At 65.0% G+C, this 23,043-nt stretch carries 18 protein-coding genes and 1 pseudogene; 2 read left to right on the forward strand and 17 right to left on the reverse strand.

The window, feature by feature from the left end:
* The first annotated feature begins 152 nt into the window (after positions 1-152).
* On the forward strand, positions 153-650 hold the full coding sequence (locus tag VSR71_RS30395) for an acyl-CoA thioesterase (RefSeq protein ID WP_342917275.1): 498 nt from the start codon (positions 153-155) through the stop codon (positions 648-650).
* Positions 651-739: 89 nt separating this feature from the next.
* Here the strand turns inward: VSR71_RS30395 and VSR71_RS30400 are convergent, their stop codons facing one another.
* From VSR71_RS30400 to VSR71_RS30455, 12 genes and pseudogenes are all read right to left on the reverse strand, one after another.
* Positions 740-2,158, reverse strand: a complete 1,419-nt coding sequence (locus VSR71_RS30400) for a sensor histidine kinase (RefSeq protein WP_342917276.1) — start codon at positions 2,156-2,158, stop codon at positions 740-742.
* Between the two features lie 293 nt (positions 2,159-2,451).
* Complete coding sequence (gene ltrA / locus VSR71_RS30405) at positions 2,452-3,849, reverse strand: group II intron reverse transcriptase/maturase (RefSeq protein WP_342917277.1); 1,398 nt, start codon at positions 3,847-3,849, stop codon at positions 2,452-2,454.
* 482 nt (positions 3,850-4,331) lie between these two features.
* Positions 4,332-4,535 (reverse strand): CsbD family protein, encoded by a 204-nt coding sequence (locus VSR71_RS30410; protein ID WP_342917278.1) that lies wholly within the window; start codon positions 4,533-4,535, stop codon positions 4,332-4,334.
* A gap of 148 nt (positions 4,536-4,683) precedes the next feature.
* Positions 4,684-5,265: a hypothetical protein gene (locus VSR71_RS30415; RefSeq protein WP_342917279.1), complete on the reverse strand. Its 582-nt coding sequence runs from the start codon at positions 5,263-5,265 to the stop codon at positions 4,684-4,686.
* Between the two features lie 242 nt (positions 5,266-5,507).
* Positions 5,508-8,630: a CusA/CzcA family heavy metal efflux RND transporter gene (locus VSR71_RS30420; RefSeq protein WP_342917280.1), complete on the reverse strand. Its 3,123-nt coding sequence runs from the start codon at positions 8,628-8,630 to the stop codon at positions 5,508-5,510.
* A gap of 13 nt (positions 8,631-8,643) precedes the next feature.
* Entirely contained in the window at positions 8,644-9,876 is a 1,233-nt protein-coding gene (locus tag VSR71_RS30425; RefSeq protein ID WP_342917281.1) for an efflux RND transporter periplasmic adaptor subunit, read from the reverse strand.
* Between the two features lie 24 nt (positions 9,877-9,900).
* Positions 9,901-11,316 (reverse strand): TolC family protein, encoded by a 1,416-nt coding sequence (locus VSR71_RS30430; protein ID WP_342917282.1) that lies wholly within the window; start codon positions 11,314-11,316, stop codon positions 9,901-9,903.
* A gap of 378 nt (positions 11,317-11,694) precedes the next feature.
* Positions 11,695-12,555: pseudogene (locus VSR71_RS30435) on the reverse strand (acyl-CoA dehydrogenase family protein); the annotation flags it as partial.
* A gap of 249 nt (positions 12,556-12,804) precedes the next feature.
* The gene (locus VSR71_RS30440; RefSeq protein WP_342917283.1) at positions 12,805-13,989 is read right to left on the reverse strand and encodes an OmpP1/FadL family transporter; all 1,185 of its coding nucleotides are present in this window, start codon (positions 13,987-13,989) and stop codon (positions 12,805-12,807) included.
* A gap of 154 nt (positions 13,990-14,143) precedes the next feature.
* Complete coding sequence (locus VSR71_RS30445) at positions 14,144-15,208, reverse strand: CDP-6-deoxy-delta-3,4-glucoseen reductase (RefSeq protein WP_342917284.1); 1,065 nt, start codon at positions 15,206-15,208, stop codon at positions 14,144-14,146.
* Positions 15,209-15,236: 28 nt separating this feature from the next.
* Positions 15,237-15,779, reverse strand: a complete 543-nt coding sequence (locus tag VSR71_RS30450; protein ID WP_342917285.1) for a VOC family protein — start codon at positions 15,777-15,779, stop codon at positions 15,237-15,239.
* Between the two features lie 23 nt (positions 15,780-15,802).
* On the reverse strand, positions 15,803-16,879 hold the full coding sequence (locus VSR71_RS30455; RefSeq protein ID WP_342917286.1) for a fumarylacetoacetate hydrolase family protein: 1,077 nt from the start codon (positions 16,877-16,879) through the stop codon (positions 15,803-15,805).
* 241 nt (positions 16,880-17,120) lie between these two features.
* Here VSR71_RS30455 and VSR71_RS30460 point away from each other — a divergent pair, with 241 nt between their 5' ends.
* Entirely contained in the window at positions 17,121-18,020 is a 900-nt protein-coding gene (locus VSR71_RS30460) for a LysR family transcriptional regulator (RefSeq protein WP_342917287.1), read from the forward strand.
* Positions 18,021-18,072: 52 nt separating this feature from the next.
* Here the strand turns inward: VSR71_RS30460 and VSR71_RS30465 are convergent, their stop codons facing one another.
* From VSR71_RS30465 to VSR71_RS30485, 5 genes are all read right to left on the reverse strand, one after another.
* The gene (locus VSR71_RS30465; RefSeq protein ID WP_342917288.1) at positions 18,073-19,146 is read right to left on the reverse strand and encodes an amidohydrolase family protein; all 1,074 of its coding nucleotides are present in this window, start codon (positions 19,144-19,146) and stop codon (positions 18,073-18,075) included.
* Positions 19,147-19,184: 38 nt separating this feature from the next.
* The gene (locus tag VSR71_RS30470; protein ID WP_342917289.1) at positions 19,185-20,129 is read right to left on the reverse strand and encodes a PDR/VanB family oxidoreductase; all 945 of its coding nucleotides are present in this window, start codon (positions 20,127-20,129) and stop codon (positions 19,185-19,187) included.
* A gap of 117 nt (positions 20,130-20,246) precedes the next feature.
* A complete protein-coding gene (locus VSR71_RS30475) occupies positions 20,247-21,161 on the reverse strand; it encodes a VOC family protein (RefSeq protein ID WP_342917290.1) in 915 nt (304 codons plus the stop codon).
* Positions 21,162-21,187: 26 nt separating this feature from the next.
* Positions 21,188-21,718, reverse strand: coding sequence for an aromatic-ring-hydroxylating dioxygenase subunit beta (locus tag VSR71_RS30480; RefSeq protein ID WP_342917291.1), 531 nt, complete (start codon positions 21,716-21,718; stop codon positions 21,188-21,190).
* Positions 21,719-21,728: 10 nt separating this feature from the next.
* Complete coding sequence (locus tag VSR71_RS30485; protein WP_342917292.1) at positions 21,729-23,036, reverse strand: aromatic ring-hydroxylating dioxygenase subunit alpha; 1,308 nt, start codon at positions 23,034-23,036, stop codon at positions 21,729-21,731.
* Positions 23,037-23,043 lie beyond the last annotated feature (7 nt).

Genomic DNA, 23,043 nt, shown 5'->3' on the forward strand with positions numbered 1-23,043 from the left:
CGCCGTCAGATCACCAGCCCGATCCACGCCACACGCCCCCGCGTGACACTGCATGCACATCAGCGCACTGCAACCGGCCAGAATGCCATCATGCCCCGACCTCCCCGGGGCAGGCGTGGCTGCCGCCTGCAGCTCTTTCAAGGAGTCAACACATGTTGATGCGAGACGTGATCCCCCAAGTCCTGAACCACGCGACGGCGATGCCGGAGCCAGGCTCGCTCGAGGCGGGCGGACACAAGACCTTCTACCATGCAATCGACATCTACCTCAAGGATTCCAATGCCTTCATGAATACGTACTTCGCCCGCTATTTCGAATGGCAGGGCATCTGCCGCGAGCGGTGGTTCCATGAATGCATCCACGACAACCTGCTGGCCGCAGGCGGCGTCTTCGTGACCAAGCGCGCGCACCAGGAGTATGTCGAGGAAACCTTCCCGTTCCAGCGCGTGGACTGCTACCTGAACACCTTCCAGGTGCGCCAGTGCTCGGCCTACCTGCTGTTCCGCTTCTGCGTGGGCGGCAAGCCGGTGTCGCTGGGCTACCAGCAGATCGTGTTTGCCGACCGGCAGAAGCGCATCTCGCGCTTCCCGGCGGGGATCATCGAACGGGTGAAGGAGTATGAGCTGGCGTTGCCCGAGTTTGCCAGCTGAAGCAGCGGCGCGGCATGCGTCAGTGCCCGCCTGATCTCCGCTGAAACGCGGTAAGACTGCTGTTGCGAGACCCGTACCGCCGGCGTGGTTCAGCCGGCGGTGCTGGTGCGCAGCCGGCTGTCGGCCATCGCGGTGAAGCGCGGCAGCCGCAGCGTGAAGGTGGTGTGCACCCTGGGCACCGACTCGCACTCGATGCGGCCGCCGAAGGTTTCGATCACGCGCCGGCAGAACGCCAGGCCGAGGCCGGAGCCCAGGCCATGCGCCTTGGTCGAGAAAAACGGCTCGAAGATGCGCGGCAGCACGTCGGCCGCGATGCCGGGGCCGGAATCGCGGAAGCGGATCACGTGGTGCTGGCCTTCGGTCGCGCCGGTGATGTCGATGCGCCCGCCGCCGGTGGCGCGGATCGCATGCAGCGCATTCTTGAGCAGGTTGAACAGCACGTAGACCAGCAGCGTATCGGAGCCGACGAAGCGCCAGCCCGCATCGATGCCGCGCACATGCACCCAGCCGCGTTCATCGCCCTGGAACGGGTAGCGCTCCAGCGCCGCATGGACGCAGTCCGCAATGCCGTGCGGCGCGAAGGTGCTGCGGTCCAGCCGTTCGAGCGTGACCGAGGCCAGCGCCATGTCGATCACCGTGCTGGTGCCGTCGACCTCGCGCGTGATCGCGCCGACCAGGCTCGACACGCGCTCGAGCTGCCCGGGGCGCATGCGGTCTTCGCACAGGCCATGCTCGACCGCCAGCTGGTAGCCCTGCAGCACCTGCGGCCAGGTGCGCGCCAGCTCCTGCGCCTGCATGCGGATCGTGGCCAGCGGCGTGCGCACCTCATGCGCGACCGTGGCCGCCAGCGAATACGGATGCATCAGGTCGTAGCGCACCACGCTGGCGGCCAGGATGCCCAGGCTGGCCGCCACGGCCACCACGCCCGGCGGGTAGAAGGCCACGCCGTAGTTGACCAGGTAGTCGACCCCCGCCAGCGAATACAGCGCCACCGCCACCAGGCACAGCTTGTAGCGCTTGCGGCGTTCGGCGGTGGCGTTGCGGCGGGCCTCGGCCAGGATCCAGGCGCTGCGCATCGCCACCAGCGCGGTCTGCGCCAGGTGCAGCGGATGCAGCGGCCCGGCCTTGGGATAGTCGCCGAAGAAATAGGTGTAGTAGCCCGACACCACCTGTCCGGTAGTCAGCAGCAGCACCGCCAGCACCAGGCTGACCGCATACGACGCCAGCAGCAGCGGCCGCTCCTGGCGGCGCTCGGTCACTTCGGCGATGAAGTGGTAGAACGTCGTCGGCAGGAACAGGATGAACAGGTAACCCAGGCGGGACAGCAACAGCGCCACGTCGGGGTGCGTGGCCTGGTACAGGAAGACCCATGTCCCCTGCCAGGCAAAGGTGGTCACGCACAGCAGGAAGAACGATGCCGACACGCGCGTGACTCCCTTGGTCACCAGCACGTAGAGGCCGTAACCGAGGAAGGTTGACGAGACGAAGGCAGGCAGGGCAGCGTACATGCGCAGTGCGGGTACAGGCCAGACAGCCAGGACAAGCCGGATTAGCCAGCAGGCGTGCAGCGGCAGGTCGGCACCTATCCCTGGCGCGCTGGCGCGAGGCGACATGTTAATGCCGTCTGCGCGTGATGCGTGCTTCATTTCTTTGCATACAGAGCTAACGTCTGCTTAATGCCACGTGGATCACTCCCCACGTCATGGGGGTATCCAAAGCATTACCCGTGCATCGAGTCGGGTGAGGGGTCGCCCCCTCAGCCCGCTCACACCACCGTACGTGCGGTTCCGCATACGGCGGTTCACGAACGAGACTGCAAGCGCCGCTGAGTATCCAGCAGCGATATCAGCCCCATGGCGTCGAAGTAGCTCTTTGGATAGGCCGCGCCCATGGGGCTTGCCCCGGCATTCCACCATGGGCCTCGCCCATTGCGGGCCGAGTGCCACGCGCGAGCCTCCGTTAAACCCTGTCGACGTAGCATCACAGTGCGGGTAGCGCGGCTCTTCGCCTGCCGCCATAGTAAGCAGCGCAACCGCCGCCGCACCCACCCGTCCAGCGTCTCCAACACGCCTTTCACTTCCGTGTATTGGAAGTACCCGATCCACCCGCGCAGCACCGGATTTAGCACCGCAAGGGTATGGGCCAGGCTCCGCCCTCGTCCCGGACGCATCAGCTCTCGCACCCGCTCCGTCAGCCTTTTCAGGCTTTCCGGGGCAATACGTAGCCGCGCCTGTCGGTGTACCGTCAGGCTGTAGCCAAGGAACTTACGCGTCCACGGCCGTGCGCACGCGCTTTTGGCCTCGTTGACCTGCAGCTTCAGCCGTTCCGCAAGGAACGCCGTCATCTCGGCCAACAGTCGCTGCCCCGCCGTCTTACTTCGGACGTAGATATTGCAGTCGTCCGCATAACGGCAGAACGCCAACCCACGCTTCTCCAGTTCGCGGTCCCAGTCCGTTAGCAGGATATTCGACAGCAGCGGCGACAGCGGCCCGCCCTGCGGCGCGCCTTGCCTCCTTGCCTCGACCACCCCGCCACGCATTAGCCCCGCTTCCAGATACCGCCGGATCAGCTTGAGCACCCGGCTGTCCTTCACTTGCCGTGCCACCCGCGACATCAGGATGTCATGGTTGACCCGGTCGAAGAACTTCTCCAGGTCGATGTCCACCACCCAACGCCGCCCTTCCTGCACGTACCGCTGTGCCTGCAAGACCGCCTGCTGGGCGCTGCGCCCCGGCCTGAAGCCGTAGCTCGACTCGGAGAACCCCGGTTCGTAGATCGGTTGGAGGACTTGCAGCAGCGCCTGCTGGATCAGCCGGTCCACCACCGTCGGGATGCCCAGTGTCCTAACCCCGCCCGTAGGCTTGCGGAGGTCCACCGCACGCACCGCCTGCGGGATGTACTGGCCGGCCAGTAGCGCCGCCTTGACGCTTGGCCATTGCACCTTCAACCAGTCGCGCAATGCCGTCACTTCCAGGGCATCCACCCCGGCCGCGCCACCATTGCCGACCACCCTCCGGTACGCCCGCCACATGTTGCTTCTCTTGACCACCGCCTCCATCAGCGATGGCGCCTGCGCTTTCGTTTGCCCGACAGCCGCCGTGCCAGCCTCCGCACCCCCATCGGCCCCGGGCAGGTTCCGCCCGCCTTCCTCCGCTGTGGGCTGCACTCGTTCGTGCATTTGGGCTTCGTCGGTAAGCATCGAGGTCTGTCGTCCTAATCGCGCTCGTTCATGTTCGGCCCTTTGGTACCAACCGCGCACCTCATATGGCCTCTGCTGACTTCTGCACCGCCATCCCGGCGCCTCTCGACGCCGGTAGCACTATGGCAGCGGAGCAGATCTCCCCGGGTATGACGCACCCACCTTCACGCTTATGCCTGTCGGATATACGCCGCATCGCTCCGTGCAAGTATTGGGCTTTGACAATTTTCGCTGTCTTACCCCGATACGGCGCCTCATCCGCTTCCTGTTCGTCAGGCCAGCGCTTTGCCTCGGGCTTCCTTCAGACCCCCAGTCGCCCGGGGAACCCTTGCCTCTGGCTAATACTTCCCCTTGCCGGGTATATAAGGGACTTGCACCCTCAAGTGAGTGCGCCCTGCCGGGCGCACAAAAAGAAGGCGGGACGCCTAGGGCGTCCCGCCTTCTCTTTCTTTTGCCTTCTTTTGCTGCGGTGACAAGCCGGCCTACCAGCGCGTGTCGTTCTCCCACGCCTTCATCTCTTCCTCGGCGCGCTCCTTGGTGTAGCCATAGCGCTCCTGGATACGGCCGGCGAGCTGGTCGCGCTTGCCATTGATCTGCGCGATGTCATCGTCGGTGAGCTTGCCCCACTTTTCCTTGATCTTGCCCTTGGCCTGCTCCCACTTGCCTTCGATCTGGTCCCAGTTCATGTTGTGCTCCTTCATGCGGGGCGGACGGGCCGCGCGCGACCCGCCCGTCATTGCGTCGATGAATGGTCCGCCAGTGGCTGGCGGTCGGCCCGGCTGGGCCATGCCGGCGACAACGCCGGCATGTGCTGCCTGACGGCTTACTTGAGGCTTACTTGCCGTACTTGGCCTTTACGTCAGCCTGGCACTTGTCCTTGGAATCGCCGGACATCGCATCGCAACGTTCCTTGTCGGCCTTGTAAGCGGCGTCCATGGTGTCCTTCTTGGCATCGGCGCGGGCTTCCGCCACATCGGCGCGCGAGCCGGTCGCCGCGGCCTTGTCGACCTTGGCAGGGATCAGGGCCTGTTCATGGGCAGCCTTGGCGTCCTTCTTGCAAACGTCCTTGTCGTTGCCCTTCTTGTCGTCGCACATTTCCTTGGCAACGTCGTAGTCACGGTCAGCCTTCACTTTCTCGGCCTTGGCCATCGACTTTTGCGTGCCGTCGCGCTTGGCTTCGGCCTGGGCCTTGGCAACGTCGCGGTCGCGCTTGGCTTCGGCCTTGCAGACGTCCTTGGCGTTGTCCTTCATGCCGTCGCACTTGGCGGTGGCAGCCTTGTAGTCCGCGTCTGCCTGCTTCACGGCCGCGTCATAGTCAGCCTTGGATCCAGCCGGCGCCGCCTGCGCGAGGGCAAAACCTGCCGGTGCGGCAACCATCATCGAACATACCGCTGCGGTCAGCCATTTCTTCATCATGTCGGGCTCCTTTCCGGTTGTTTGCGTAAGGGTACGCATGAGAGGCCGGCGGCTATGCTGCTGGCCACGCCGTAAGTACAGAGTAGGAGCCGGGGGGGTCCGGAAGCAGGCGTGGGGCTCCGAAAGGTGCGTCAGACTATTCCGACACCAGGGTCCGGGAGCGGCACTTGCGGGGAGTTTGCGCGTGAAGAAGGCTCCCCTGTACCGCTCGCGGAACAGGGGAGTACACCAGCCGGAAAGCCTCAGTCCGAGATCGACGCCGTCAGCTTGCTCTCGTCAGGCGCTTCGCCCTCTTCGTCCGGCCAGTTGCGGCCGATCATCCATTCATACAGCGTCGGCAGCACGATCAGCGTCAGCACCGTGGCGGTGATCAGACCACCGATGATGACGATGGCCAGCGGGCGCTGCGTCTCCGAACCGATCGCGCGCGAGATCGCCATCGGGAACAGGCCCAGCATCGCCAGCAGCGCGGTCATCAGCACTGTGCGCAGCCGGTCCATCGAACCGGTCAGCACGGCCTGGCGCACCGGCATGCCCTCATCGCGCAGCTGGTTGAAGTACGTCACCATCACCACGCCGTTGAGCACCGCCTGGCCGAACAGCGCGATAAAGCCGATCGCCGCCGACACCGACAGCGGGATGCCGGTCAGGAACAGCGCGAACACGCCGCCGATCAGCGCGAACGGGATGTTCGAGATGATCAGCGTGGCGCTCTTGAACGACTTGAACGCGTTGAACAGCAGCAGGAAGATCATCAGCACCGACAGCGGCACCACGATCGCCAGCCGCGCCATGGCGCGCTCCTGGTTCTCGAACTCGCCCGACCAGCTGATCTTGACGTCGTCGGCCTTGACGTTCTTCTTCACCAGCGCCTGCATGTCCTTGACCACGCTGCCCATGTCGCGGTCGCGGATGAAGATGCCGATCGAGGTGGTGCGCTGGCCGTTCTCGCGGCTGATGTTCATCGCGCCCGACGCCGCGCGGAAGGTCACCAGCTGCGACAGCGGCACCTGCGCGCCGTCGACGGTCTGCATGAAGATATTGGGCAGGTTGGGCAGCTCGCGCTCGGACGGCTTCAGGCGCACCGCCACGCTGAAGTGGCGCTCGCCTTCCCACAGCTCGGTGGCGGCCTTGCCGGCGAGCGCGGTTTCCATCAGGTCCTGCACGTCGGCCACGTTGATGCCGTAGCGCGCGGCCTGGGCACGGTCGAACTCCAGCACGTACTGCGGCAGCTCGCCGTCGCGGTCGATAAAGGCGCGCATCACGCCCTTGACCGACTGCACGTTTGCCAGGATCTGGTCTGCCACCTTCTTGTTCTGCTCAAGGCTGTCGCTCTGCACCTTGATGACGATCTGGCCCTTGATCTGCGAGATGCTTTCCAGGATGTTGTCGCGCACCGGCTGCGAGAAATTGGGCTCGATGCCTGGAAGCTGGCGCAGGTTCCTGTCGATCTCGCCGATGATGGCGCGCTTGTTGAAGCCATCGCGCCATTGCTTCTCGGGCTTGAGATCGACCAGGACCTCGACGGTGTTGATCAGCTTGGGATCGGTGCCGTCGTCGGGACGGCCCACCTTGGAGATGGTGGTGTTGACCTCCGGCGTCTTGCGGATAATGCTGCGCAGCAGCCGCGCCTGGTCGCGCGCCTCGTCGATCGAGACCGAGGCCGGCAGGTCGAAGCTGACCCACATCGAGCCTTCGTCCAGCTCGGGCAGGAACTCGCTGCCGAGGAACTTGCCCACGCCTACCGTCACCAGCAGCAGGCCCAGCGCGGCGCCGACCACCAGCTTCTTGTGGTCCAGCGCCCAGCCCAGCATGGGCTCGTACAGCCGCTTGCAATGGCGCACCACGAAGTTGTCGTCGTGCGCGATATTCTTCTTCAGCAGCAGGTGGCACAGCAGCGGCACCAGCGTCAGCGAAATGATCAGCGAACCGATCAGCGCGCCCGTCACGGTATAGGCCATCGGCGCGAAGATCTTGCCCTCGTGCCGCTGCAGCGTGAAGATCGGAATGTGCGCGGCAATGATGATGACCATCGAGAACACGGTCGGACGGCCCACCTCGGTGGTGGCCAGCAGGATCGCGTGCAGCCGCGCCTTGCTGTCGCGGATCTGCTGCTCCTTGAGCTCGCCCAGGCGCTTGAAGATGTTCTCGACCACGATCACCGCGCCGTCAACGATGATACCGAAGTCCATCGCCCCCAATGACAGCAGGTTGGCCGGGATGCCGACCCAGGTCAGCCCGATGAAGGTCGACAGCAGCGCCAGCGGGATCACCAGCGCCACGATCGCCGCGGCGCGCACGTTGGCCAGGAACAGGTACAGCACGGCCATCACCAGCAGCGCGCCCTCGACCAGGTTGCCGAACACCGTGTGCAGGGTCTTGTCGATCAGCGTGGAGCGGTCGTAGTACGGCACGATCTTCACGCCCTTGGGCAGGATTTGGTCGTCAAGCAGGTCGATGCGCTTCTTCAGCGCTTCGAGCACCAGCGACGGGTTCTCGCCCTTGCGCATCACCACGATGCCCGAGACGATGTTGTCTTCATCGTCCTGGCCCATCAGGCCCTGCGGCGGCGCGCTGCCTATCTTGACGTCGGCGATGTCCTTGACCAGGATCGGCGTGCCGTTGTTCTCGGCCACCACCACGTTGGCGATGTCGGCCGAGGTGCGGAAGCTGCCCAGCGAGCGCAGCAGGAACTGCTGGCGCCCGTGCGCCACGGCGCCGCCGCCGGCGTTGGCGTTGGCGCGCTGCAGCGCGGTAAACAGCTGCGACAGCGAGATCCTGGCGTCGCGCATGCGCGCGAGGTTGGGGTTGACCTCGTACTGCTTGATGGTGCCGCCGATCGTCACCAGGTCGGCCACGCCCGGCACCTGGCGCAGGTTCTTCTCGACCACCCAGTCCTGCAGCGTGCGCAGTTCCTGCGGCGTATAGCCCTTGCCGGTCAGCCGGAAGCGGAAGATCTCGCCGATCGCGGTCGACAGCGGCGCCAGGTCCGGATGCACGCCGTCGGGCAGGTCGACGCTGCGCAGCCGCTCCAGGATCTGCTGGCGCGCGGTCACGTCGGTGGCGCGGTCGTTGAACGTCACCATCATGAACGACAGGCCGAACTGGGTGTGCGAGAACACCCGCACCGCGTTGGGCGTGCCGGCCAGCGCGGTCTCGATCGGGATGGTGACCTGCCGCTCGACTTCTTCCGCGGCGCGGCCGGGGTACAGCGTGATGACGTTGACCTGGATGTCGGAAACGTCGGGGAAAGCCTCGATGGGCAGGTTCTTGAACGCGGCCAGGCCGACGCCGACGAAGATTAGCAGCCCCAGCCAGACAAAGAGCTTCTGGTGCAGGGCAAAGCTGACGATGCGCGAGATCATGTGGCGGCCGTCCTCACTTCTTGTCGGCCGCGCGCGCCGCGTTGACAGCGGTGGCATCGCGCAGGATGTCCTGCAGGTAGAGGTTCCCCTCGGTCACCACGGTCTCGCCTTCCTTCACGCCCTCCAGCAGTTCGGTGGTGCCGGGCATGGTCACGCCGAGGCGCACCTGGCGGCGCTCGAAGGTGTTGGCGGCGGTGCGCACGAAGACATAGTTGCGGTTGTCGGCGAGGAACACGGCCTTGGACGGCACCGCGATGCCTTCGAACGATGCCGCGGGCATGCGCGCCGTGACGAACATTTCGGCCTTCAGGCGGCGCCCGGGATTGGGCACGCTCAGCCGGACCTTGATGCTGCGTGCGGTCGGGTCGACATAGTCGGCGATCTTGACCACGGTGCCGGTGAAGGTTTCGCCGGGATAGGCGGCGGTAACCACCTGCACCATGACGCCGTCGCGGAACAGGCTGAGGTCGGATTCCGCCGCATCGACCTGCGCCCACAGCGTGGTCGGGTCGGTGATCAGGAACAGCGGCGCGGCTGGCGGCTGGTCGGGGCGCAGCTCCATGCCCTGGTTGATGTTGCGCTCGACCACCAGGCCGTCGATCGGGCTGCGCAGCGCGAAGCGCTGGTTCACGCCGTCGCTGCCTGCCGCAGCGCCGTACTGGCGCAGCGCCGCCTGCGTGCGCTGCAGGTCGGCCGCGGCGCGCGCCGCGTCGGCCTGCGACTGTTCCAGCTCCTTCTGCGCGATGACGCCGGCGCCGTACAGCTCGCGCTGGCGCGCCAGGGCCTTGGCCGCGACCGCGCTGTCGGCGGCGGCCTTGCGCGCGTCGGCCTGGGCCACGCCGAAGTCCGGCGAAGTCAGGCTGGCCAGCGGCTGGCCGGCCTTGACGGTGGCGCCGGGCTGCACCAGGACCTCGGTCACGCGGCCGGCAAAGGGCGTGGATACGCGCACGGTCTTGTCCTCGTTCCAGACCAGGCGGCCCGGCAGGTTCAGCATGCGCTCGCCGCCCGCCTTGGCGGGTTCGCCGGCAATGCCGGGCAGCGATTTCACGCTGGCCGGGAACTGGATGGTGTTGCCGCTGACCTTGGGGTCGTCATCGGGCTTGGGCGGCTCGGACTTGCCGCAGGCGGCGAGCACCAGCGCGCACAGCGCGACGGCGCAGACGGAGGACAGCCGTGCGGAATCGGCTGGGAAAGGCGAACGATGGGTGCAGGACGTGCGGCGGAACATGCGTGACAAGTGAGACATGAAGATGGCGCGGGAACTGCGGGTTCAGGGGCGTGCCTGCGAAGCCACGGGCGCACCCGTGGTGGTAGAGGTCGTAGAGGTCTGTAAAGCGGCGCGGTAGGCCGACAATGCCTTGGCGTATGCGCCCTGCGCTTCGACGGCGTCGAGCCGGGTCTGGCGCAGCGCGCGGCGCGCGTCGAGCAGGTCGAGCACGCCGGTGGCGCCCTTGCTGTAGGCGAACTCGGCGCTGCCGGCGACGCTTTCGGCGGCGGGCAGCACCTCGTCGCGCATCTGGCGCAGCGACTGGCGCGCGGTTTCGAGCTGGCTGCGCAGCCGGTCGATTTCGTTGCCGGCCTCCAGCATCACGCGGTTGCGGTCGTCCAGCGCGGCGTAGTAGTCGACTTCGGCGCGGCGTGCCTCGCCGCTATTGCGGTGGCGCACGAACAGCGGGATCGACAGGAACACGCCGAAGCTGTTGCCGGTGCCATAGGAGTTGGTGGGGGAGACCGGATAGTGCTCGGCCTGCGCGCCAACGGTGACGTCGGGCACGCGGCCGGCGCGGGCCAGGTCGCGCGAGGCGGCGGCCGCGGCCAGTCGCGCCTCGGCGGCGGTCACGTCGGGGCGGCGCTCGAGCAGGTAGGCATCGGGTTGCGGCGCCGGCGCATCGAGCGCCGGCCAGTCGGCCACCAGCCGGTTATCGGACAGCGTGCCCGGAACCCCCATTGCCTGCGCCAGGCCTGCCTTGTCGCTGTAGTGGTCGGTCATGGCCTGGCGCATGTCGTTCTGCGCGCGCAGCACGTCGAGCTGCAGCTTGTTCACGTCGGCGCGCGCCACGTCGCCCGCCTTCAGGCGTGTTTCGCTGGCCTGGCGGGTGCGCTCGTACAAACCCAGCGTTTCCCGGAGCACCGCCACGCGTTCCTGGCTGACCAGCGCCTCGAAGAAGGCCTGCTCGACCGCGGCGGTCTGCTGCGCCACCACGGCCTGCACCGCTTCGCCCGCCGCGGCGCTGGCCTTGCGCGCGGCGTCGACGCGCAGGTTGCCCTTGTTGGCGGTTTCGATGAGCTGGTCGACGCGCAGCTTGGAGTCCACTGTCTTGCTGCGCAGGTTGCCGGAGCCGACGCCGGCGTGCGGGTTGATGTTCTCGACACCCAGGCTCAGCACCGGGTTGGGCCGCTGCGATGCGATCTGCACATCGGCCTGGCTGGCTTCCACGCCGCGGCGCGCGGCAATGATGGTGCGGTTGCAGCGCAGCGCGTCCAGGCGCACCTGGGCCAGCGTCAGCGTGGCGCCGGCGGGCGGTGGCGTGCAGGGAGCGGCCGAATCGACGGTATCGGCGGCGGCTTCGGCCGCAGTATTGGCCGAGGGCGGCTGGGGTTCGGCGGCAATGCTGGCCGCGGGTGTGGCGAGAACGCCCAGCAGGAGCAGGGTTCCCGCGGCGGCACGGGTAAAGACAACAGGCACGGTCAGTCGGGCTCGGTTCGAAAGCGGTTTTGCGGTCAACGGTCTGCGGTAAACGACCGTGCCCGCCAAGCGGTGCACCGACCGATGAATTTTCATCCGTCGTGGCAGCTGCTCCGCGGTCGCCCGGCTGGGCGGTCTTGCCGCGCCCTCGCCTGCTGTCCCGATGCTCCAAACGCCACCCGGACACGATCTCCCGACGGCATTCAAACCGAATCGCTTTACAAACGGCTTTCATATCGCTGACAAAAGCCTTTAACTGCGTGAAAACCCCATGACCGCGCGACTTCGAACCATGAACGGCAAGCGGCCCGGAAATCACCGACGCGTAGGTCGGCAATTTCCGGGCCGCTGTTTCAGCCCTGGCCTTTGTGGCTGGCCTTATGCCCTGACGCGGTCGTCCAGCCCGAGGCTGCGCCCGATGATCTCCTTCATGATTTCGCTGCTGCCGGCGTAGATCCGCGAGATCCGCGCATCGGTGTACATCCGGCAGATGCGGTACTCCTCCATATAGCCGGCACCGCCGTGCAGTTGCACGCCCTCGTCCACCACGCGCCCCTGCAGCTCGGAGGTCAGCAGCTTGGCCGACGCCGCCGTCTCCACCGTCAGCGTGCCGGCGTTATGCTGCAGCACGCACTGGTCGACGAAGGTCTGGATCGCGTCGAGCTGGGCGCGCAGTTCGGCCAGCTTGAAGCGCGAGTTCTGGAAGGTGCCGATCGGCCGGCCAAAGGCCTTGCGCTCCTTGACATAGTCCAGCGTCAGGTCGAACGCCACCTGCGCCGACGCCATGTAGCCGCAGGCGCCGATCAGCCGCTCCTCGGCCAGGTGCCGGGTCAGGTAGCGGAAGGCCTGCCCGGGCTCGCCCAGCACATTGGCCTTGGGCACCTTGACGTTGTCGAAGAACAGCTCCGAAGTGTCCTGCGAATGCAGGCCCATCTTGCGCAGCTTGCGGCCACGCTCGAAGCCCGGCATGCCACGCTCGACGATAAACAGCGTCAGCCCGTGGCTGCGCTCGGGGTCGGTGCGCGCCACCACCACCACGTAGTCGGCCAGCTGGCCGTTCGAGATATAGGTCTTGGCGCCGTTCAGCACCCAGTGGTCGCCACGGTCCTCGGCCCGGGTGCGGATGCCGGCCAGGTCAGAACCGGTCTGCGGCTCGGTCATGGCGATGGCGAAGATGGCCTCGCCGCGCGCCGCTGCCGGCAACAGGCGCAGGCGCTGCTCGTCGTTGCCGATGCGGCCGGTGATGGCCCGAGGACCGCGCCCGGCCTCATGACCGTCTACCTATTCGATCAGCGGTCTACTCGTTCGGCTTGCAACCCGCACACGGAGTCCCCGCTGGCCTTCCGTCGTCCGGTTGCACGGTTCTCGTCACCCTCCACTGCAGCAACTCCGCGACAATTCTCCGCGGGGCGAGAACATTCATGAGGTTCTACATGGTTCAATGGCGCGCCAGCCGCCCAATCAACCGCTAGAGCAAGCCTCACCCCCTCAGAATCGGTACGAATAGGCCAGGCGGAAAAAGTCGTAACGCGCCTTGATGTTAGTCCCGGTACTCGGACCGGTCCCAATCATGGTTCTCGGCAGCGTATGCTCATAACCGATCGACACCTCGTGCGATGCATTGATACGGTAAGAAGCGCCCAGGGTCAGCGCCTTGCTTGAGATCGCCGGGCTGAATACATTGGCAAGCAGATGATCGCTGTCAACATGGGAGTTCGCGTAGCTGAAGCCCGCCATCAGCAGCCACCTGGCCCCGAGCGCATAGGAAGCACCGACACGGAACACATTCTGATCGCGCCAGCCGAAGGTTGCCGGATCGGACAAGGAAGCGACGCTGTCCCAGTCAATATGCAGCCAGTCGGCGGCAATGGTGAGTCGCTCAACCGGCTTGAAGGCAACGCCGATACCATAACGCTGCGGACCGTCGATACGCCCGTTGTAGCCGGCAAGGATGTCGCCGTCATATCCAGCCAGGCGCCCATAGCGCATCTTGGTATAGTAGCTGGCGCCCACCGAAAATTCCGGCACAGGCTGCCACAGTACACCAACTGCTGCGCCATAGCCGAATGCGGTTGCCGTGCCATGGCTGGGAAGACCGACCAGCGCGCCTGCCGGCGTGGGTGCAATAAAGCCGCTGGCACGAAACTGTTCAAATCCTCCGATCAGCGAAACGCCAACCGCGAGGGTCGGGTCGATCTTGTAAGTGATGGTCGGTGCCACACTAAGCTGCAGCAGAAACGACTTCGCAACCTGTGCCCCCGGCACCGGCAGCAAAGGACTGCCGTAGTCGGTCTTCTCTCCCATCCCGTAGACCGACAAGCCAACAGTCACATCCGGGCTCAACTGATAATTCACGCCGAACTCCGGTGAGGGCGTGACGATATGCGTAGAGTGCGGATTCTGGGCAGAGCCGAAGGTCACGTCAGCCGTGCCGTTGAAGGTGGCTAGATCGATGTCGAAGCGGTTGCCAACATATGCCATGCCCGCCGGGTTATTCGCGGCACTGAGCGCATCCTGGGCCAGTCCGATCGAAGCCCCGCCCATACTGGCAGCCTTGAAGCCATAGCCTGTCATGAATGTGCCGTTGGTCGCCTGTGCGGGCCCGGCAAGCAATCCTAATGCTCCAGCGCACAGGCCGCCCCGTGCCACCCTGGATAGATCCGATAGATGCATCCTGTCTCCATTGTCTTCATTTATATTTTTTTATCGTTTCTTAGCGATTTAGCTGTCGTTCCGGCCCTCCTGATTCCCATACCCGGCCACCCTGCCTACACAGTGGCCAACCACTGGCACCTGGCCGCGTAGAAGCCAGATGCCAGCACCCTCGTCAGGTCAATGACACGTGCCGCGCGCGATCGGCTTCCGAAACAAAGGCATCGGCAAAGAATTCCTGTTCCGGCAATCCACATTCCCTCACGAAATCACGACGGGCAGCCTCGACCATGACCGGCGCGCCGCATGCATAGACTTGCGAGTCCGTCAGCGATGACGCGCAGTCTTCGATCAGCGCGCGGTGTACCAGGCCGGTACGGCCGGCCCAGGCGCATGACTGCGCGGGTTCGGACAGCACGGGAATGAAGGTCAGGCCGGGATGCTGGCTGGCCAACGCGGTCAGCTCGTCGAGCAGGTACAGATCCGCTCGCGTGCGTCCGCCCCAGTACACGGTGATCGGGCGCTGGCGATGAATCCCCTTGCGCAGGGCGTAGCCGAGCATGGCGCGGATGGGTGCCATGCCCGTGCCGCTCGCGAGCATCAGGATGGGCCTGTCACTGTTCTCACGCAGGAAGAACGTTCCCATGGGTCCCTGGAACCGCAGCAGGTCCCGGATCTTCATCGACGTGAAGACATGGTTCGTGAACGTGCCCTCCGGCACATTGCGCACATGCAGTTCGAGTTCGACCACGCCCTCGACGCCCGGCTCGGTCGCGATGGAGTAGCTGCGGCGCCTGCCGTCATCGAGCAGGATGTCGATGTACTGCCCCGCGAGGAAGCGCATCTTCTCATTCATCGGCAGCCGCAGGCGCAGCCCCATCACGTCCGGTGCCAGGCGGTTCATCCCGATGACCCGGCAAGGCACCAGCCGCGGCCGGATGCCGGTCATGTCGTCCAGCTCGTCGACCTCGATCTCGCAATCCGTTTCCGCCGTGGCCTGGCACAGCAATGCATAGCCGCCATCGCGTTCGGGCTTGCTGAGGTATTCAAAGTCGGTCGCACCGTGGCTGACGACGCCGGTCCGGACGCGAGCAAGGCACCCGCGGCAGATTCCGGTCCTGCAGTTATAGGGCAGGCTGAGCCCGGCCTCGATGGCTGCGCCGAGGATGCTGGTCCCCGGCGTGGCCTCGAAAGTATTTCCACTCGGGCACAACGTGATCGTTCTGGCAGTCGATTCCATGATTTGTCTCGCTCAGCGTCGCGGGGGGCTATGCGGCCGGCGTCAGGGACGTCAGGGACGTCAGGGACGTCAGGGACGTCAGGGACGATGCATAGCGGTCGCCGAAGTCGAACATGTCTTCGTGCTGGAAGCCGCCAGCGTAGTGTTGGACTTCCCACCAGTTGTTGTCCCGGTCCTGCAGATAGAACGAATAGACGCCGTGCTGCTCGACGGGATCTGTGGTCTTCTGTAGGCCGTATGCCTCCCGGTTCTGCTGCGCTGCCCGGTACGCGGCATCGACTTCCTCGCGCGAGCGCACGTCGATACCCCAATGGGTCAGAAAGCTCATCGAATGAACTTCGTCGCCGACCTCGACGCAAACGATATGAAACTTGAAGCCGCACCGCAGCGCCATTGACACCGGCGAATGCTGCACGACCTCGAGACCGAGGAATTCCTCGTAGAACTTGCGCGACGCGGCCAGATTGCGGCATTCGAGCGTGCCGTGCGACATCGCGTACGGCTTGATGATGGAAGTTTCCGTCCGCGGATCCGCGTGGGCGTCCGGAACCATTTCCCTGAGATAAGTCATAGTCTCTCTCCTGTTAGCAACGATCAGGCGATGCTGGATTCCAGGGTGCCGAGGCCATCGATCTCGACCTGCACGCGATCACCCGCGGCAAGGAATTCCCGCGTCGCGGCGCCTACGCCTGCGGGCGTGCCGGTCAGGATCACATCGCCCGGCTGCAGGGTCACGGCCCGGGACAGATGGGCAATCTGCTCGGCCAGCGAAAAGATCATCTGGCTGGTATTCGAATCCTGCTTGACCACGCCGTTCACGCACAGGCGGATGCCCAACGCCTGGGGGTCTGGCACCTGGTCAGCGGGGGTGATCCACGGGCCCATCGGGCAGGCGCCCTCGAAGGCCTTGTGCGAGGTCCAGTCGAAGTGGAATGGCGTTCCGGCCGGCATCTGTGGGCGCTTCATCAGGTCACGCGCCGACAAGTCATTGGCGATCGTGTATCCGGCCACATACTGCAGCGCGTCGGACGCTGCCACATTGCGCGCCGGTTTGCCGATCACGGCTGCGAGTTCGGCTTCCCAGTCGAGCGTGGCGGCATGCTCGGGATGCTTCGTCTGCGCCTGCGGCCCGATTACGCAGCTGCGCGACGGCTTGATGAAGAACCACGGCGCACCGAAGTACGCGCGCAGGTCATCTGGCATCGGATGATTGAGCGCCTTGCTCATTTCCGCAACATGGTCACGATAGTTGGCCCCAGCGCAATAGATGGTGCCCGGTTGCAGCAAGGGAGCGCGGAGTTGAATATCGGACAGTGGCAGGCCCTCGGTGCGCTGTGCCGCAAGATTCGCCGCATGCTCCGACAGCTTGCGGCTCTGGGCCGGCCAGTCTTCCAGCAAGGCTTGAACGGTCATGCCGGCACCCTTCTGATCGCGGCCGGCGAACAAGGCTTCGATGTCGAAGACTGCGTTGTTGACGACCAATCCGGCGCGGGCCGGCAGCGAATCGGTGGAATACGTGACCAGTTTGTACGCAGTTGGCATGAGGGCTCCCATGTATGAGGTCTGGTGTCTATGGATCGCGGGGAAGCGGGCTTGGATGTTCGATTCGGAGCATCGCCATGCCTTACCGGATGCCGGCTTGCATGTGATATGGCTTGTGCGCGATGACAATCGTGTATCGCTTGCCCGCTCGGAGCACACGGAACAAGCTACCCGGCGATACAACGACTCGAATTGATCTCAGTATGGATTGGGGACATGAGCTTGAGTAGCGAGCGAACCTGTACTTCTGTCGTCCACGGACCGGTGGAATCGCCGCGCCGTGACGAGGCGGCTGCCATGGTTGATCCGGATGGCTGCCACCCGAGCGAAGTTCGTATAATCGATTTCCACCGGTCCAACCGTGAAAGCAATGGGCATCGATCTCAACAACGTATCCATCTTTGTCCACTCGGTGCGAGCGGGCAGCTTCGCGGAAGCGGGGCGCCGCCTGGGCATGCCGCCGAACACCGTCAGCCGCCGCGTCCAGAACCTGGAAGAAGAATTGGGCACGCGCCTGCTGCAACGGTCCACGCGCAAGCTCAGCCTGACCACCGCCGGGCAACAGTTCTACGATGGCTGCTCACCGAGCATCGATGACATCGATCGCGCGCGCCTTGAAGTGTCGGACTCGGTGCTGGAGCCGCGCGGCACCGTCCGGGTTACCGCTCCCGCGGACTTCTTTGATTATTTTGAGATCGAGAACGTCGCCGAGTTTCTCAAGCTACACCCGCAGGTTCATCTCGATTTCCTGTTGAGCGACGAACGCATCGACCTCATTGCCGAGTCCATCGACATCGCCTTCCGTGTCGGTCCGATGCCGGACTCGAGCCTCGTGGCACAGCGCCTGGGCAATACCTATCAGTACCTCGTCGCCAGCCCCGCTTATCTGAGCGACGCTGGTACGCCGCATACCGTGGAAGCCTTGACTGCACACGAATGCATCGGCGCGCCGACATTGGGAACACAGATGCGCTGGCGACTGGATGGCCCGGATAGCCAATGCGAAGTGCTGGTGACGGGACGCTTCCATGCGAGTACGGCGCAGAGCCAGCTGCGCGCCGTGCGGATAGGACTGGGAATCGCCCTGCTGCCCTTTGCCGCGATCGCTGATGACCTTGTCACGGGGCGGCTGATCCGGGTCCTTCCCGAGTATCGCAGCGACCAGGGCGGCGCCTGGGTCGTGTATTCCAGCCGGCGGCATCTTTCGATGGCGGCCAGGGCACTGACATCGTTTGCCTTCGACAAGCTGAAGTCCAGGCTCTCGGAGTAACCCGGCGCCGGGCGCGGACGGCAACACGCGCTCAGGATGCCCGCACCCTGCCTTAAGGTACAGCGCCCTCCAGCCCAAGCCATCGTCGGGCATTTGCGCCGCGAAGCAGGGGCATCCATTCGTCGCGCACGTCGAGGGCCGCTGCTCGTCCCACAGGATCCTTGTCCATGATCGCAAACGGATAATCCGACCCAACCATGACCTGGGTTGGCCCCATCAAACCAATCAGCGATACGATCGCCGTCGCGTCGTACAAGAGGTCGTCGTAGTACAGGCCGCGCGCCAGGTCACGCGGCGCCTTCCCGATCACGTCGCGCAATGGTCCAAGCGCATCCCAGGCGTGCTGCAGGCGGGCCAGGAGAATCGGTAGAGAACCTCCGCCGTGACTGAACGCGATACGCAATCGCGGGCAGCGCGCGAGCGTCCCGCCTGTGATCATGGAAGCGGCGGCCAGCCCGATTTCACCCGGAAATGCCAGGACTTGCTCCAGCGCTGCAGGCCCGACCAGCCGTTCAAGACCCGCTGGCCGTAATGGATGCACGAATATCGCAGCTCCCCAACGCTCGGCGGCCTCGAAGAACGGGCGGAAGCGCGCATCGCCGATGGGGACACCGTTCACGTTGCCGGCAATCTCCACGCCGGCGAGGCCGAGCTGATGCACCGCATGATCAAGCTCGGCAACAGCGCGATCGACATCCTGCAGCGGCACCGCGCCGAGACCAATGAAGCGGTGCGGTGCGCTCGCGACCATCGAGGCTATCGTGTCATTCAGGTACCGCGCCATCGCCGCCCCGTCATCGGGGTCGAGCCAGTAGGCCAGCAGCTCTGGCATCGGCGAGAGCACCTGCTGCGCGATATCAGCCGCATCCATGTCGGCAATGCGCCGCCAGGTATCCCACGCATGGTCCGAGACAGTCCGGTAGACCTTGCCGGACACCATGACGTGCCGATGGCAGGCTTGTGCCGCGACCATCGATGGCCATGGCGCGTCGGCCCTGCTGCCGACATACCGGGGAAAATCATGGGGCACGACGTGGGTATGCACATCGATGCAGCCACACTGCCCATGCGCGGTCGGCCGGCTGCCGCCCGTTGGCGCGACACGCGCGCCGTCATGCTGGTACATGCGTCGTGACTCTGTTTATCGGCGCGCGGCCGGAGAGGCTATAGATCCAGAACGAGGAGCTGGCTGCGGGCACGCGAGCAGCACAGCAGCATCTTGTCGTTTGCCGCCCGCTCTGCCTCGTTGAGGAAGGCATCGCGATGATCGGGTACGCCCTCGACCACGCCGGTCAGGCAGGTGCCGCAGATGCCCTGCTGGCACATGACTTCCACTCGCACCCCGTGCCGGGTCAGCACATCTACCACCGACTCGCCCTCGGGCACTTCCATCTCCCTGCCGCTGCGCGCCAGGCGGAGGGTGAAGCGGTCGCGCGGCAGGCTGTCGAGCGAGGGATCCGCCTGGAAATGTTCCAGATGGACCGCGCCGGCGGGATAGCTCTGCGCCGCCGTATGCTCGACAAGGTGCATGAAGGGCCGTGGCCCGCACGCGTAGACGTGCCGGCCGTCAGGCCGCCACGCCAGCCGTTCCCGCAGATATGCGGCCATTTCGGCCGGCTCGACCCCGTGATGAAGCGTCACGCGGTCGGCGAACTCCGGGCCGGACAGCAGTTCTCCAAACGCCGTGTGCGATGCGGAACGCGTGAAGTATTCAAGCCGGAACGACTCGCCCGCCGCTTGCAGATGCCGAGCCATGCTGAGCAACGGCGTCACGCCAATGCCGCCGGCGAGCAACAGATGCTCCCTGGCATCGGCCGCCAGCGGAAAATTGTTGCGCGGTCCGGTCACCCCGATGCGATCCCCCACGCGCAAGCGATCGTGCATTGCGCTGGACCCACCGCGCGATTGCGCCTCGCGCTTGACCGCGATGGTGTAGGAATCGCTCTGCTCCGGGCCATTGCAGAGCGAGTACTGCCGGATCAGCCCGGGCCCAAGGTGCAGGTCGATGTGCGCACCGGCCGTAAAGCCCGGCATCGGCCGCCCGGATTCGTCCACCAGCTCGAAACTGCGGATATCCTGGGCCTCGTCGGCGATGCGTTGCACGCGCATCATAAGCAAGGGGTGATGCATATGAGAACCTCGATGTTTCCGTCAACGGTCGCCTCGCTTTCGGCGCGTCCCGTTCATATCGACATGCGTCAAAGGGCAGCGAAAGCCGCGATGCCGCTACTGCGTGGCCGACCGAATGACCGTAGCGTGGATGGCGCCCGTCGCACCCATGCGCGGATCTGGCATCCCGCCCCAGCTATCGACCGACTCCGGCTTTGGCGGCAGCACACGAGCGGGTCGGGCGTCGATGTCCGCGAACTCTTCCATGCCAAAGCTGTATTCCAGCGTCAGCCCATCCGGGTCGAGGAAATACAGGAACACGCTCTGGGACGCGGGATGCCGCCCGGGGCCGTACACGACCGGCACTTGCTGCCTGGCGCAACGGTTTATCGCGCGGCCGATATCGTCGATCGCCTCGACCATGAAGTTGAGGTGGTGGAATCGAGGCCGGTCCGCTGATCCGATCCCGAGTCCGTGGTGATAGGGGCTGCCGGCCGGACGCATGAAGCTCGCCATTTCGCCGATGCTATCCGAATCGAGGAAGCCGAGTACGTCGCGGAAGAAGGCATGCGCCGCGGCGCGCTCCGGTGTGCTGAATACGACGTGGCCAATACGCTGGATGCGCGTGTGCGATGGCTCGTAGGTCAGCTCGCCCGACGGCAGCCGGGGCACATAGAACTCGAGCGTGGCGAGGGTGTTCGGTTCCACCATGCGCGTTGCACGCCCCAGTTTCCGCGCCTCGCATTCCGTGTCGCCCACCAGCTCGTAGGGCACGCTGTGGTCCCGCAACCGCTGGTGAAGGATGTCGAACTGTGCTTCGTCTTCGAGCATCCAGCCGACGCAGCGAAATCCGGCCGACGGATGCTCGTGCAGAACGACCGAATACGGCGCCTGCTCGCAGCGAAACAACGCCGCGCCATCCGCACGCAGGCCGATCCATTGCAGCCCGACCATATGCTCGTAGAACTCGCGCGAGCGCGCCAGGTTGCTGACATTCAGTTCGACATAGCCCAGCTTTTGGTATCGGATCATTGATGACACCTTTTTTGAGGGATGGGTCAAAGGATGAAGCTGAGCTTCCCGTGGGGGCGCAGCGCTTCCAGGTCAAGCACCGCGCGGCGCTCGCGCAGGAGCAGCCCGGCCGGACCGCGGACGACGACATGGCGGTATTGGCCAACGTAGACGTCGGTCTGTTCAAACTGGAACCGCCAGACCGCGAAATTGGCCGTGATCGACGCACGACCGGCACCGGATTCGACGACGCGGACATTGGTGATCAGCCGGCGGGTACGCGAGCGCGGATTCTCCGACCACACCGAGCGCCCCATCAGTTGGCCGACACGCGAGCACAGGCTCGGGTAGTGGTCGGCGATCAGGAACAGCGACTTGCGGTGATCGGCATCCGGCTTGTCGAGCGGCGGCACCAGATACACCGCGTCGTCGGTCAGGAGTCGCAGCCACTCGTCGAGCCTCCACTCGTCCAGCAGGGCCGCTTCCTGAAACAGGAACTGCTCAACCTCGGCTGCTGTGATCGGTTCGTCCTGGCGGTTCGTTGCCGCCTGCAGGTCATTGCTTGCATGTTCGCGCATGGACATCACCTCATTGTGTAGCGGTCGTTGCAACAGCCGTTTCCGAACCATCGGAACAATCCGTGGGCCCATCGGCGCCAAGCATCATGGCCTGCCACCTGCGCCAGAAGGCGCGCATCTGCAGTTCGTCGCTGGCGAGCGGCGCGCGCCCCATGCCGCGCGAGATATCCGACCATCCAACTTCCTTCTGCGAAGCGAACGCGCGCTGGCACCCCTCCAGCCCCGACACATCATCCGGCGTGCCGAACCCCGCCGGCCCCAGGAAGGAGATAAAGTTCTCGAAACGCCGCTCGCGCAGTTCCTGCGACTCGTTCTCGGGCAAAAGTGCCCAAGCATCGATCTCGATGAAATCCGGCGACACCGGGTAGAACGTACGCACGGTCCGCCACATCGAGATCAGGATAAGGTTCGGATAGATGAAGATGTTCCGGCTGTAATCGGCGATCCGGCTGGCCCGCTCCTTGCCAAATTTCTCGTCGAGCGTGGCCCGGATGCCTTCAAGTTCCAACTTCGCGCTGCCGGTCAGCGGCGTTGGCAGCAGCGGGCTCTCTATCAGCGCGTGGCCATTGTTGAGCGCAATGCCGCGCGTCGCCGACATCGATCCCGGCCCGATCCACTGGTTCGGGTCCATGCCGATGTCGGGAAGGAATTGTCGGAAGTACCGCTGGTGCGTCGACATGACGTGATAGGCGTCGATGCTGTTCTCCACCAGCAGCTTCCAGTTGGCGCGCATGCTGTACGCCTGCGCGCCCGGTACGATTTCCACCTCGTCGCCGCCGTAGTCGAGCATCGCATCGATGTATTCGCGCGCATCTCCCAGGTACGTTGGCAGGTCGATGATGTCCGGGTCAAAGCAGACGAACATCATGCCACGGTAGCTCTCGAAACGAGGCACAGGCTTCAGTCCCATCTGTTTCTTGTCGAAGGCGGCCGAGTAAGCGTCTTCGCCGGGCAGCCCCACCAGCGAGCCCTCCAGATTGAAGGACCAGGCATGGTAGAAACAGGTGAACACGCGCGCGTTCCCTGAGCGCTCGCGGCAGACAGCATTGCCGCGATGGGTGCAGCTGTTCAGGAAGGCGCGGCGCTGCCCGTTCGCGTCACGCGTCAGCAGCAGCGGCCGGCCGCCGACCTTGCGCGTGATGTAGTCGCCGGGATTGCGCAGCTCCGACTCGTGCCCCGCATACAGCCAGCAGCGGTCGAAGATCTCACTGCGCTCGCGCTCGAGGATGGCGGGATCGGTAAAGGTACTGCGGTGAACGCGGAAGGTGCCGCGCTCACGGTCGTCCTCGACCAGCGGCTCGATTTGCGGTCCTTGCATGGTTGTC

The organism is Cupriavidus oxalaticus (genome assembly GCF_038900635.1).
Classification (GTDB): Bacteria; Pseudomonadota; Gammaproteobacteria; order Burkholderiales; family Burkholderiaceae; genus Cupriavidus; species Cupriavidus oxalaticus_B.